Raw genomic sequence first — 13,262 nt, 5'->3', positions numbered from 1 at the left:
CAGCACTGACATCTGTTGCAAGCATGTTCAGAAAAAAAGCCCGCATCAAGCGGGCTTTTTCTTTTCCTGGCAACCATCCTCTACTCAACCGTAATTATCGGTACTCGGGCAGCTGCATACCAGGTTACGGTCGCCAAATACGTCGTCGATGCGCTTCACGGTCGGCCAGAACTTGTTGTCGGCCACATACGCCAGCGGGAACACCGCTTCCTGGCGGCTGTAGGGGTGGGACCACTCGCCGGTGACATCGGCCTGCGTGTGCGGGGCGTTACGCAGCGGGTTGTCTTCCTTCGGCCAGACGCCATTCTGTACTTTGTCAGCCTCAGCACGGATGCTGATCATGGCGTCGATGAACCGGTCCAGTTCGGCTTTGGATTCAGACTCGGTCGGCTCGATCATCAGCGTACCGGCTACCGGGAAGCTCATGGTCGGGGCGTGGAAACCATAGTCCATCAGGCGCTTGGCAATGTCGACTTCCGTTACGCCGCTGGCTGCCTTGAGCGGGCGCAGATCAATGATGCACTCATGGGCCACACGGCCGTGGCTACCGGTGTACAGCACCGGGTAATGGCCGGCCAGGCGGGTGGCGATGTAGTTGGCATTCAACAACGCCGCTTCCGTGGCCTGGCGCAAGCCATCTGCACCCATCATGGTCACGTACATCCAGGAAATCGGCAGGATGCTGGCACTGCCAAACGGTGCTGCGCTGACCGCACCCTGGCCGCTCTGCGCGCCCGGTACCGGGGTAACAACATGGCTGGCCATGAATGGGGCCAGATGCGCCTTCAGGCCGATCGGGCCCATGCCCGGGCCGCCGCCGCCGTGCGGAATGCAGAAGGTCTTGTGCAGGTTCATGTGGGAGACATCCGCGCCGATATCGGCCGGGCGGCACAGCCCCACTTGCGCGTTCAGGTTGGCGCCATCCATGTACACCTGGCCGCCATGCGCGTGGACCAGGTCGCACACTTCTTTCACGGCTTCTTCAAACACGCCGTGCGTCGACGGGTAGGTCAGCATCAGTGCGGCCAGATCGGCAGCGTGTTCTTCCGTCTTCTTTTTCAGGTCAGCAATATCGATATTGCCTTGCTCATCGCAATCAACCACCACCACTTCCATACCCATCATCTGCGCGGTGGCCGGGTTGGTACCGTGGGCGGAGCGCGGGATCAGGCACACCTTGCGCTGCGTGTCGCCACGGCTTTCGTGGTAGCGGCTAATCGCCAGCAGACCCGCGTATTCACCCTGCGCGCCGGAGTTCGGTTGCATGCTGATCGCGTCAAAACCGGTAATGGCTTTGAGTTGCTCCGCCAGACCATCAATCATTTCCAGATAACCACGGGTTTGATCGACCGGGGCGAACGGGTGCAGCTCGGCAAATTCCGGCCAGGTGATGGGGATCATCTCGCTGGTGGCGTTGAGCTTCATGGTGCAAGAGCCCAGCGAGATCATCGAGTGATTCAGTGCGAGGTCTTTGTTTTCCAGCTTTTTCAGATAGCGCAGCATCTCGTGCTCGCTATGGTGGGTGTTGAACACCGGGTGCGTCAGGATGGCGGACTGACGTGCGAGGCCCGCCGGGATGAAGTCCGTTGTCACGGCGGCATCCAGATCGGCCAGATCAAACACTTTGCCGGTGAACAGCCCCAGCAGCGTTTCCAGATCACGCTCGGTGGCTTTTTCATGGAAGGCCACGCCCAGTACGCCCTGGCCGGCACGGCGCAGGTTGATGCCGGCGCCCAGCGCCGCTTCATAAACGGCATCCGCCTTGTTGCCCAGATCAACCTGGACGGTATCGTAGAAGCTTTCAAATACCAGCTTGCCGCCGGTTTGCTTCACGCCCGCAGCAAACAGGGTGGCAAGACGATGGATACGCGCAGCAATGCGCTTCACGCCCACCGGGCCGTGGTACACGGCGTACATACCGGCAATATTGGCCAGCAGCACCTGGGACGTACAGATATTAGAGTTGGCTTTCTCGCGGCGGATATGTTGCTCACGCGTTTGCAGCGCCATGCGCAACGCCGGCTTGCCAGCGGCATCAATCGACACCCCAATGATGCGGCCCGGTGCCGAGCGCTTCATTTCATCCTTGAACGCAAAGTACGCAGCATGCGGACCACCAAAGCCCATTGGCACGCCAAAGCGCTGCGTATTGCCGACCGCCACATCCGCGCCCATTTCGGCCGGGGATTTGAGCATGACCATGGCCATCAGGTCGGCAGCGACGATCGCCACAGCACCCTTGGCCTTGGCGGCGGCGATATGCGGGGTCAGGTCGAGCAGTTGACCGTTTTCGCCCGGGTACTGGAATAACGCGCCGAAGTACTCTTCGGCACCGGCGCCTTCCGGGTGTCCGCTGACTAACTCAAAACCAAAGTAAGTGGCGCGGGTTTTCAGCACATCCAGCGTTTGCGGCAGGACGCGTTCATCGACAAAGAAGCGGTTGGATGCCGCTTTGGACACACGGCGGGCCATGGCCATGGCTTCAGCTGCGGCGGTGGCTTCATCCAGCAAACTGGCATTGGCCAGTTCCAGGCCAGTCAGGTCGATGATGACTTGCTGGTAGTTCAGCAGTGCTTCCAGACGGCCTTGCGCGATCTCAGCCTGGTAGGGCGTATACGCGGTGTACCAGCCGGGGTTTTCCAGCACGTTGCGCAGAATGACGTTCGGCAAGCGTGTCGGGTAATAACCCAGGCCAATGTACGATTTGTTGACGCGGTTCTTGCCGGCAATCTCTTTCAGGCGGATCAACGCCTCGGTTTCCGAGATGGCATCAGGCAGCGCCAGCTTCTGGTTGAAGCGGATGCCGGCAGGCACGGTCTGGTCGACCAGTTCGGCGCTGGATTTCAGGCCCAGTGTTGCCAGCATGGCGGCGGCATCAGTGGTGTCGATGCCAATGTGGCGATCGATAAAATCGCCATGGTGAAACAGTTCAGAGAGCGTCATCGTGCGTTCCATCGCCGCTCACCCAAACACACTGCGGCAACAGTGCGTTGGGGTGAGCGGCCATTTGAGTCAAGCTGTGAGTCGGGCAAGTGCGAGCGGTACTGCGGGTGAAGCTGGCGGCGGATCGGGTTGTTGATCCACCGCGTATAAACAATCTCATGGGCGTAGCGAGCGCTCGCAGATTGAGCACCGCCTGCGCACAGCGACCGGAACGTACAACTGGTACTGAGGATCGCGAGCACAGCCGGGGTTCAATCTGCGAACGCGCAGTAGCCCATTACGCGCCGAGTTCGCGCGCGTAGTCTTCTGCGCTCAACATGCCATCAAGGTCAGCAACGTTGGCAGGCTTCAGGCGGAAGAACCAGCCACCGGTGTACGGCTCGGTGTTAGCAATTTCCGGAGCGCTTTCCAGTTCACCGTTGATGGCAACGATTTCGCCCGCAATCGGGGCGTACACGTCAGAAGCCGCCTTGACCGACTCAACCACGCCGGCTTGTTCGTCCTTGGCCAGGGTCGCGCCCACCTTCGGCAGTTCGACAAACACCAGATCGCCCAGCAATTCCTGGGCGTGATGGGTAATGCCCACGGTCACGGTGCCGTCGGTTTCCAGACGCATCCACTCGTGGCTGGCGGCGTATTTCAGTTCTGCAGGGATATCCAGCATGTTGGTTCTCTCTTGATCAGATAGTTTGGTTCAATGCACCGCGATCAGCGGCCTGCTCTTGCCGGAGCGGGCCGCGCGATGCACCAGGATAGTTTCGAGCCGCTAACACAACCCAGTGAAACGGTGCTGGCCAGGCACGTGAAACGAAGACAGTACAAGTCGTACGGCGAGTGAACGTAACGACGCCAGCAGGGTTGTGTTAGTGGCTCTTATTCGAAAACTTGCTTGCCGTTGCGCACAAAGGGCAGCTTGACCACGCGCACAGGCGTGAGTGTGCCACGCAGATCGACCTCTGCGGAGCTGTCAGTGCTTGCCGGTACCCGGGCAATGGCAATGGAATGTTTCAAAGTCGGGGAGAACGTGCCGCTGGTAATGACGCCATCACCGTACGGCGTGGCGACGCGCATGCCTTCGCGCAGCACGCCACGCTCGGTCAGTACGAGGCCCACTTGCTTCATGGCGACGCCGGCGTTTTTCTCAGCTTCGATCACGCTGCGGCCAATGAAGTCTCGCTCGGCAGGTGCCCAGGCCACGGTCCAGCCCATGCCGGCCTGGAGTGGGCTGATGGTCTCGTCCATGTCATGACCATAGAGGTTCATGCCGGCCTCCAGACGCAAGGTATCGCGCGCGCCCAGGCCAATCGGGGCAACACCGCCCTTGATCAGTTCAGCAAAGAACACCGGGGCATCCGTGGCGGGCAGCATGATTTCCAGACCGTCTTCGCCGGTGTAACCGGTGCGGGCGACAAACCACTCGCCAAACGGCAGGCCCTGAAAAACCTTGAGGCCACGAATCGCATCAGCCCATTGCGGCATGATGGCGCAGACTTTATCAATGGCATTGGGGCCTTGAATGGCCAGCATGGCCAGATCGTCGCGCACGTTCAGTTGTACATCGCGCCCGGCACTGGTTTTGGTCAGCCAGGCCAGATCTTTCTCACGCGTGCCGGCATTGACCACCATGCGGTAGCCGGTTTCAGACAGGTAGACGATCAGATCGTCAATGACAGTGCCCTGTTCCGTCAGCATGCCCGAGTACAGCGCCTTGCCCACAAAACCCAACTTGGCAACGTCGTTGGCCAGAATGTGCTGCAGCCAGGCTTTGGCATCACCGCCCGTGATATCCAGCACCACCATGTGGGAGACATCAAACACACCGGCATCAGCGCGTACCGCTTCGTGTTCTTTGAGTTGGGAGCCGTAGTGAATCGGCATGGACCAGCCGGCGAAATCAACCATCTTCGCGCCAGCGTCAACGTGGGACTGGTACAGCGGGGTTTGCTTCTGCGTCATCGGACATTCCAGGTGCGTGGATTACAAGTACGGCGTACTTGTGGGTACCACACCCCTCTGTCCCGGCACCTGAGATTTTCAGGCTGGCATCGCCAGCCCTTAGCCCCTTCGGTGTGTGCCCTGTATGGCACAGCTCTCCAGAGTTTTTCGTGCGAAATGACCGGGTTGGAACCGACATTGGCACTCAAAGGTCACGCAGTCCTTTTGCCTGAGCGATTGCGGGTGCGCTTGCGCCTTCGGCGGCCTTCCCGTTGCGGGTAAGACGCTCTCCTGCATGACGGCGCGATTATGCGGATGGGGTGGGGAGTTGGCAACTGCCGTTCGTACGGGTTATGGGAAATACAACGGGTGGTATGCCTGCATGGTTAGCCACCTTGACTGGCCCTGGCTTGCAAGATCCCAACTGCAAATCCTTGAACGCTTGTTAGCGCCTTTGGCGCGGGTTTGAAATGCGTTTGATACCCGCGGTGGCGGGGGCACCCTACTTTCTTTGCTTCGCCACCTCGGCGGCCCCAAAGAAAGTAGGCAAAGAAAGGCGACCCCAGCCTGGCGGCCCTCCGGGCTTCCCTCGGTTGGTCGGGAGCCTGGGGTCTCCCTCCACGCCCTCGGCGCTTGGCTTTTACGGGGGAGGAAAATCAAAAACAACCTACCCCAACGGCAACGGCAACGGCAACGGCAACGGCAACGGCAACGGCAACGGCCAAATTGTCTGCGTGCGGTTTTTGTAGGGTGGATTCGGAACGTAGTGACAATCCACCACAGGCAGCCCGCTGGGCTGCGGACTGGATTCCCGCCTCCGCGGGAATGACGAAGTGGTGGGCAAGGTAAGTCATATCTATTCGGGCAGATGGTTTGCGGGGTTGGGGTTGGGGTTGGGGTTGGGGTTGGGGTTGCTTTTGATGTTGCTTTTGACTTGCCTCCCCTCCGGCAGCGCCGAGCATCGCAGGGAGGGCCGGGGTTTCGGCGTAAGGGTGTTTGAGGACTTTAGCCCGAGTTCCCTGGAGCCAGCCGGCACTCACGAGAAGCGCAGGGAACCCCGAAGGGGCGCTGTCGCAGGGTCGCCTTTCTTTTGGTTACTTTTCTTTGGCGAAGCAAAGAAAAGTAACGTGGGCCCGGCACCCCGGGTATCAAAACACCGCGCCGTCAGGTGCTAACACACCCTGCGACGCTGGAGCGTCGCTACCGCTCCAGCCCCCCACCCCGCGCAGCAAAATATTATTTGCTATAATCCGCCCACTTCCGGGGAGCGCTGCGAGGCAAAATCCCATCTGCCCCAGGCCCGGAGTCTCAACGGCGCTCACCTGATCAACCGTGCCGGACACGGGCTCTACCTGCCAATGATCGATCATCATGCGTGCAGGTTTTCAGGTGATGACTCACCCCGCCCCTCTTCCGGCCACATCGCAAAGGACGTATCGCTGTGGCTGATAACTTCACTGATTTTAAAGTTGCTGATCTCTCGCTGGCCGATTGGGGCCGCAAGGAAATCCGCATTGCTGAAACCGAAATGCCTGGCCTGATGGCCGTGCGTGAGGAAGGCCGCGCCAGCCAGCCGCTGAAGGGCGCTCGCATTGCCGGTTCGCTGCATATGACCATCCAGACCGCCGTGCTGATCGAAACCCTGCAAGAATTGGGTGCCGATGTACGCTGGGCGTCGTGCAACATCTTCTCGACGCAAGACCACGCTGCTGCCGGTATCGCCGCCAATGGTTTCAAGGGCAAGGGCACGCCGGTGTTCGCGTTCAAGGGCGAGTCGCTGGAAGAATACTGGCAGTTCACTCACCAGATCTTCGAATGGCCAAATGGCGAATTCGCCAACATGATTCTGGATGACGGCGGCGACGCCACCCTGCTGCTGCATCTGGGCGCACGTGCCGAGAAAGACATCAGCCTTGTTGGCAACCCGACCAACGAAGAAGAAACCGTGCTGTACGCCGCCATCAAGGCACAGATCGCCAAAGATGGCAGCTGGTACTCCACGCGTCTGGCCCACATCAAGGGCGTAACCGAAGAAACCACCACCGGTGTCCACCGCCTGTACCAGATGCACGAGCAAGGCCGCCTGGCTTTCCCGGCCATCAACGTGAACGATTCGGTCACCAAGTCCAAGTTCGACAACCTGTACGGCTGCCGTGAATCGCTGGTGGACGGCATCAAGCGTGCAACCGACGTGATGATCGCCGGTAAAGTGGCGGTAGTGCTGGGTTATGGCGATGTGGGCAAGGGTTGCGCGCAATCCCTGCGCGGTCTGGGCGCCACAGTCTGGGTTACCGAAATCGACCCGATCTGCGCCCTGCAAGCAGCCATGGAAGGCTACCGTGTCGTGCGTATGGATGACGTCGCTGGCCAGGCAGATATCTTCGTGACCACCACCGGTAACGTCGGCGTGATCGCGCATCGTCATCTGCAAGCCATGCGTAACAACGCCATTGTTTGCAACATTGGTCACTTTGACAGCGAAATTGAAGTGGCTTCGCTGCGCCAGTACCAGTGGGAAAACATCAAGCCGCAAGTCGACCACATCATTTTCCCGGACGGCAAGCGCATCATCTTGCTGGCGGAAGGTCGCCTGGTGAACCTGGGTTGCGCCACCGGCCACCCGTCGTTCGTGATGTCCAACTCGTTTGCCAACCAGGTGCTGGCCCAGATTGAACTCTTCGCCAAGCAGTCACAATACCCGGTAGGTGTTTACGTGCTGCCCAAGCATCTGGACGAGAAAGTCGCTCGCCTGCATCTGGCCAAAATCGGTGCCAATCTGACCGAACTGTCAGACGAGCAAGCCAGCTACATTGGCGTGCCCAAGAACGGCCCGTACAAGCCGGCGCATTATCGCTACTAAGCATTCGCGCATGTGCTTGCAACACAAAACCGGCCTTCATTGGCCGGTTTTTTTATGGTGGGTGTTCACGTGATAAGGTCTGCGCTTTGGGTTTACACCTGCCTCCTTACCATGAATGTCGTCGTGATCCGCCCCGCCACACTCGAAGACCTGCCGGCCATTTGCCGGCTTTCAGACGAAATCAATCATGAACATCATGCAGGGGCACCGGATGTGTTCGTGCCTGGCCAGTCGGGTGACCCTGCCACGCAAACGTGGTGGCGCAATACGATGGATGCTGCCGACAGCATTGTGCTGGTTGCACAAAGTGGTGAAGACGTTTGCGGTTTTATCTCTGCCAAAGTGACCGAGCCGCCCGTTCCGCCATTTATTCGTGCCCGGCGCGAAGCACGGATCGGCACCATCGTCGTTGCCAGTAGTCATCGGCGCTGCGGGATGGGTGAACAATTACTGCGTGCCGCACGTCACTGGGCGAAGGAACAGGGCGCAGTAACACTCTACCTGCAGGTATTCAGCTTTAATGAAAGCGCCATCCGCTTCTACGAGAAACACGGCCTCAGTGTGCAGTCCGTGTTCATGAATACACCATTGTGAGCATCCAATAAAAAAACCCCCTCACGTGAGGGGGTTGGCGGGTGCCTTGGCCTTCAGAAAACTTAGGCCTTCTTGGCAGCGTGCTTCTTGGCGTGATGCTTTTTGGCTTGTGCCTTTTGTGCAGCAGAGGCAGCGGATGCCTTCTTGTGCTTGGCTTGTGCCTTTTGAGCGGCAGAAGCAGCAGATGCCTTCTTGTGCTTGGCTTGCGCCTTCTGAGCGGCAGAAGCAGCGGATGCCTTCTTGTGCTTCTTGGCTTGCGCCTTTTGTGCGGTCGAAGCAGCAGATGCCTTCTTGTGCTTCTTGGCTTGGGCCTTTTGTGCGGTCGAAGCAGCGGATGCCTTCTTGTGCTTCTTGGCCTGGGCCTTTTGTGCGGTCGAAGCGGCGGATGCCTTCTTGTGCTTCTTGGCCTGCGCCTTTTGTGCGGTCGAAGCGGCGGATGCCTTCTTGTGCTTCTTGGCCTGCGCCTTTTGGGCTACGGTCGAAGCGGCGGAAGCCTTTTTGTGTTTCTTGGCTTGCGCTTTTTGTTCGGTGGTCGAAGCGGTTGCCTTCTTGGCGTGATGCTTCGTGCTCTTGTGATGAGTAGCCGTTGCAGCGGTCGCCGGTGCGCTAGCGTCAGCGGCAAAAACCGGGGTACCGAACAACAGGCCAGCAGCAGTAGCGATTGCGATCAGGGCTTTCATGGGTATTTCTCCTAAGGGTCAAACTTGTCTTTGGGCTCGGGCCGGGTTGTATCTGGCCCGTCCACGATCACAGAATTACACTGCGCGCCCGGCTTGTATGTGAGGGCGTGTTTTGCAGGCGAAACAATTGGTAATGATGTCAACCATTTCAGATTTACCCCGTTGTGCGTCTTCGTGTCCGTTGTTATCTGACAGCGGCCCTTGCTCTGCCAGGCAATAAAAAACCCGCCAATATGGCGGGTTTTCTGTTTCTGGCGGACTGCGATCAAGTCAGCGCACTGCGGGCGTTGGCCAGAATTTCTTGCACCAGCGGGGCGGATGTTTCAACGATGGCATATTCATCCTGCCCGGGCGCACCCATTTTGACGCGGTCATTGCGGTAACGCATGCCACTGGGGAAAGGCGCGCGACCCGAGGTGTGAAACTCGCGGCACCCCGTGGCACGAACCAGTTCAGCGATATTGTTCACACGTACACCTGCCCCCGGCATCACCACCAGTTTGTTGCCGGCTTGCTCACGTAATTGGCAGATCAGTTCGGCGCCTTCAGGGGCGGTCGGTGCCTGGCCCGAGGTCAGCAAACGGTTACACCCGGTGCTGATCACATCCTTCAATGCCTGCACTGGGTCACGAGCAACATCAAACGCACGGTGGAATGTCACCTGCATAGGCATGGCCAGTTCAACCAGTTGCTTGGTGCGCGCAACGTCGATATCCCCATCGGCGGTTAACAGGCCGATCACCACCCCATCCACGCCCAGTTTTTTGCAGGCCAGAATGTCACGCCGCATCACTTCGAACTCAACGTCGGAATACAGAAAGTCGCCACCGCGCGGCCGAATGATGACATTAAGGGTAATCCACAGACGATCACGCGCTGCGGCAATAGCGCCATAAGATGGCGTTGTACCACCTTCCAGCAGGTTGTCGCAGAACTCGACCCGGCTTGCCCCGCCTTCCTGTGCGGCAAGACAAGAGGTCACAGAGCCAGCGCAGATTTCCAGCAGGATGTCTTGATGGGCCATAGCGGTCGCTCAGTTGTGTTGTCGGGCAAGCGTAAACGAATCGGTCGCCGGGCTCAAATCAGCAACCTGCCAAAACAAAACGCCCGCGTTTCAGGCGGGCGTTTTTTTGGCTCACGGAGCGCTTACGCAGCTAAACGCGAAATCTCGCTGTTGAGCGCGGCCAGCACCTGACGGTGACATTGATCCAGGTCATCCATCTGGCTGGTCAGTTGCCGATCCATGTCTTCCAGTTCTTCAATCCGGCCTTCCAGCGTGTCGGTTGCCTTGTGGATGCGCTTGATGCTTTCCAGGCGACGACGCAGTTGCAGTTGATGCTCGCGCACCTGGGTTTCCATCGGTGCCATCACGGCCTTGAGCCAGTTTTCCACATCACGGTTGGCCACTTCAAACACGTACACCACACGGCTAGCGACGGTTTCGAAGAACTTGCGGGTGATGCGGCTCTGGCTGGTAGTCAGCAAACGGCCCACGGTATTGAAATGCTCACGGAAGGACTTCTCCAGACGGGCGATTTCCTTGTGATACTTGAGCGTGGAGAACGGCGGCGGTGTCACCTGCCCCAGGCCGTGTTCTTCGCTGAACTTCTTGTACATGGCCGCCATCATGGCCTGGATTTCCGCCACTTGTTCGGCAGAGCTGGCGATGTTGGCGTTGGTGTCCTTGAAGAAGCGCTCCATGGTGGCGCGCAGGCCGCCTTCACCAAACGAGAACCAGCTGCGTTCCATTTCGTCGCGAATACGGGCGATCTCTGCCTTGAGCGAATCCATGCCCAAGAGCGTGAGCAACTGATTCGTTTGCTGGCTGAAAATGCTGCGCAATGCCTGGAAGCGCACCAGACCTTGTTCGAAATGACGCTTGTCGGTCTGCACTTTGTCCATCATCTGCATGACCACGTCCTGGTTTTTGCCCCGCAAGCGGGCCAGTTCGTCCAGTTGTTCAAGCAGGCTGGTACGACGCGTGCCCAGCAGGCTGCGAGTCGCCATGACAATGTCTTCGACTTCGGTGATCGTGCTGTCGCGCACGATGTCTTGCTTGGCGGGCAACAGTTCGCCCGACAGCGCGGCTTCCAGATCCATCAGATGCGCGCGCTGCAGCAGCGCTTCGTCGTGTTGTACCTTGGCGACCAGCGCTTTTTGTGCGGAGACCGGGAACACATGGTTGGCGTTGACGCCCAACAGGCTGGCGGTCGTGACCACCTGGCGGTCGATCTCGGCTTCAATCTGTGCCGGCGTCTTGAGCTCATCCCACAGACCGTCGATCTTGTTCAGCACCACGAGACGGCCGCGCGAACCTGCTTGCGCCTTGCCAATATGGTTGCGCCAGACATCAATATCGCTCTTGGTCACGCCGGTATCAGCAGACAAGATGAACAAAATGGCATGCGCGTTAGGCAGAAGGTTCAGCGTCAGTTCCGGTTCGGTACCGATCGCGTTCAAACCCGGGGTATCCAGAATGACCAGGCCTTGTTCCAGCAACGGGTGCGGGAAGTTGATCACGGCATGACGCCAGGCCGGGATTTCTACCGTGCCATCTGCACCCACGGTGATTACCTGATCGGGATCATCCTCATCAAACAGGCCAAAGCTCTTGGCAACTTCCGTCGACACGCGCTTGGTATGCCCCACCTGGCCCAAAGCGGCCAGCATGGCGTCGGCGTTGTCGATCTCCAGTTCAGTGGTGGCCCATTCTTCGGTGTACCGACGGTACTCGCTGGTGGTCACGTTCTGCGCACGGGTTTCGATCGGCAGCAACTGGATCGACGGCGGACGCGTTGGGTCGAACAGGATTTCAGTCGGGCACATGGTGGTGCGACCAGCCGAAGACGGCAACACGCGCTTGCCATAATGCGCAAAGAAAATGGCATTGATCAGTTCAGATTTGCCGCGAGAAAACTCGGCCACAAACGCGATATTGAGTTTGTCGTCCTTGAGTTTTTCCAGCAGCGTCTGAATGCGCAGCTGGGTTTGGGCGTCGTCCAGGTCTTGCTCAGACAGCCAGCGCGACAATTGCGCCACGCGTTGCGACAACTGGCCGCGCCAGGCGCTATAGGCCTGGAAGTCGCCGGCAAGGCGGTCGTTGCTGTCTACATCGTTGGCGGCTATCTCGTCACGATGGAGGTAGTCGGTGCTCATCTCGGTCCTCACGCCCTTTTGGGCTCTCTTAAGCGCAGGCCATGCGCCTGGCGCCTGCATGTGTACGGACGGCGTTATCGCACGTTCCGGACACTAATGATAATGGAATCAATTATTTCTGGCAGTTCGGGCAGAAGAATGTTGCGCGTTGACCCTGGCGGATTTCCGCAATCGGCTTTGTGCAGACCCGACACGGGTCTCCGGCGCGATCGTAGGCGTAGGTCTGCAACTGGAAATACCCCGTGTTGCCGCTTGAATCAACATAGTCACGCAGTGTGGTGCCCCCTGCCCGGATCGCATCCGACAAAGTGGCTTTGATGGCGTCAACCAGGGCGTCGATTTCACGTTTCTTCAGTGTGGCCGCAGGCCGTTCCGGGTGTATCCGCGCGCGGAACAAGGCCTCGGAAGCATAGATATTGCCCACACCAACGACGACATGTTGATCCATGATGACGAGCTTGATCGCGGCCTGCCGACGGGCGAGCTGTTGCTTCAGATAGCTGGCGTCAAAGGTGTCAGACAACGGTTCCGGCCCCAGTGCTGCCAGCAAGGGGTGGGTTGCCGGGGAGGCCTCGTGCCAGAGCATGCAACCAAAACGACGGGGATCGCGGTAACGCAAAATGCGGCCGTCTTCCAGCATCAGATCAATATGATCATGTTTTTCAACCGCGCGAGCGGCAGTGACAACGCGCAAGGTGCCACTCATGCCCAAATGGACGATCAGCGTACCGTGCTCAAAGCCGATCAGCAGATATTTGGCGCGACGGTCCACCGAAAGAATGCGCTGCCCTTGCAGCAGCGTATGCAAGGTATCAGGCACCGGCCAGCGCAGACGCGGATCGCGGACAGTGACCTGAGCAACAATATTGCCGGTCAGAATATCGGCAATGCCGCGGCGCGTCGTTTCGACTTCGGGTAATTCAGGCATGATCCAACCAGTGGGTGAAAGGCAGATGGAACATAGATTGTCATTTGCACGTCATAACACAACGCGGTTAAAAGTTGCGCAAGGCCCATCACCTTGCGGCTTGGACTTCGCGACGGAATTTACCTTAATATGAAGTAGCACGGGCCTGTATGTCATCCCGTGCCAA

At 58.7% G+C, this 13,262-nt stretch carries 9 protein-coding genes and 3 riboswitches; of the genes, 2 read left to right on the top strand and 7 right to left on the bottom strand.

What is annotated here, in order from left to right; all coding sequences use genetic code 11:
• Window positions 1-84: 84 nt before the first annotated feature.
• The 3 genes from gcvP to gcvT all read right to left on the bottom strand — a co-directional run bounded on the left by gcvP (window position 85) and on the right by gcvT (window position 4,899).
• On the bottom strand, window positions 85-2,943 hold the full coding sequence (gene gcvP, locus IEX44_RS08625; protein WP_188691855.1) for an aminomethyl-transferring glycine dehydrogenase: 2,859 nt from the start codon (window positions 2,941-2,943) through the stop codon (window positions 85-87).
• 277 nt (window positions 2,944-3,220) lie between these two features.
• On the bottom strand, window positions 3,221-3,607 hold the full coding sequence (gene gcvH / locus IEX44_RS08620) for a glycine cleavage system protein GcvH (RefSeq protein ID WP_188691853.1): 387 nt from the start codon (window positions 3,605-3,607) through the stop codon (window positions 3,221-3,223).
• 209 nt (window positions 3,608-3,816) lie between these two features.
• Window positions 3,817-4,899 (bottom strand): glycine cleavage system aminomethyltransferase GcvT, encoded by a 1,083-nt coding sequence (gcvT, locus tag IEX44_RS08615; protein ID WP_188691850.1) that lies wholly within the window; start codon window positions 4,897-4,899, stop codon window positions 3,817-3,819.
• Window positions 4,900-4,946: 47 nt separating this feature from the next.
• Window positions 4,947-5,050, bottom strand: a riboswitch (glycine riboswitch).
• A 35-nt stretch (window positions 5,051-5,085) separates the two neighbouring features.
• Window positions 5,086-5,182, bottom strand: a riboswitch (glycine riboswitch).
• 954 nt (window positions 5,183-6,136) lie between these two features.
• A riboswitch (S-adenosyl-L-homocysteine riboswitch) is annotated at window positions 6,137-6,205 on the top strand.
• A 114-nt stretch (window positions 6,206-6,319) separates the two neighbouring features.
• Between gcvT and ahcY the strand changes: the two genes are divergently transcribed.
• Both ahcY and IEX44_RS08605 read left to right on the top strand, forming a co-directional pair.
• A complete protein-coding gene (gene ahcY / locus IEX44_RS08610; RefSeq protein ID WP_268238886.1) occupies window positions 6,320-7,738 on the top strand; it encodes an adenosylhomocysteinase in 1,419 nt (472 codons plus the stop codon).
• Window positions 7,739-7,849: 111 nt separating this feature from the next.
• Window positions 7,850-8,332: a GNAT family N-acetyltransferase gene (locus IEX44_RS08605; RefSeq protein WP_188691848.1), complete on the top strand. Its 483-nt coding sequence runs from the start codon at window positions 7,850-7,852 to the stop codon at window positions 8,330-8,332.
• Between the two features lie 62 nt (window positions 8,333-8,394).
• Here the strand turns inward: IEX44_RS08605 and IEX44_RS08600 are convergent, their stop codons facing one another.
• The 4 genes from IEX44_RS08600 to mutM form a co-directional block, all read right to left on the bottom strand.
• Window positions 8,395-9,012: a hypothetical protein gene (locus IEX44_RS08600; protein WP_229678841.1), complete on the bottom strand. Its 618-nt coding sequence runs from the start codon at window positions 9,010-9,012 to the stop codon at window positions 8,395-8,397.
• Between the two features lie 265 nt (window positions 9,013-9,277).
• The gene (locus IEX44_RS08595; RefSeq protein ID WP_188691846.1) at window positions 9,278-10,036 is read right to left on the bottom strand and encodes a copper homeostasis protein CutC; all 759 of its coding nucleotides are present in this window, start codon (window positions 10,034-10,036) and stop codon (window positions 9,278-9,280) included.
• Between the two features lie 122 nt (window positions 10,037-10,158).
• On the bottom strand, window positions 10,159-12,168 hold the full coding sequence (locus tag IEX44_RS08590; protein WP_188691844.1) for a dynamin family protein: 2,010 nt from the start codon (window positions 12,166-12,168) through the stop codon (window positions 10,159-10,161).
• A 112-nt stretch (window positions 12,169-12,280) separates the two neighbouring features.
• Window positions 12,281-13,096, bottom strand: a complete 816-nt coding sequence (gene mutM, locus IEX44_RS08585) for a bifunctional DNA-formamidopyrimidine glycosylase/DNA-(apurinic or apyrimidinic site) lyase (protein WP_188691842.1) — start codon at window positions 13,094-13,096, stop codon at window positions 12,281-12,283.
• Between the last annotated feature and the right edge of the window lie 166 nt (window positions 13,097-13,262).

The sequence above is a fragment of the Silvimonas amylolytica genome, assembly GCF_014645555.1.
Taxonomy (GTDB): domain Bacteria; phylum Pseudomonadota; class Gammaproteobacteria; order Burkholderiales; family Chitinibacteraceae; genus Silvimonas; species Silvimonas amylolytica.
This window is presented reverse-complemented; position numbering and strand designations above follow the sequence as displayed.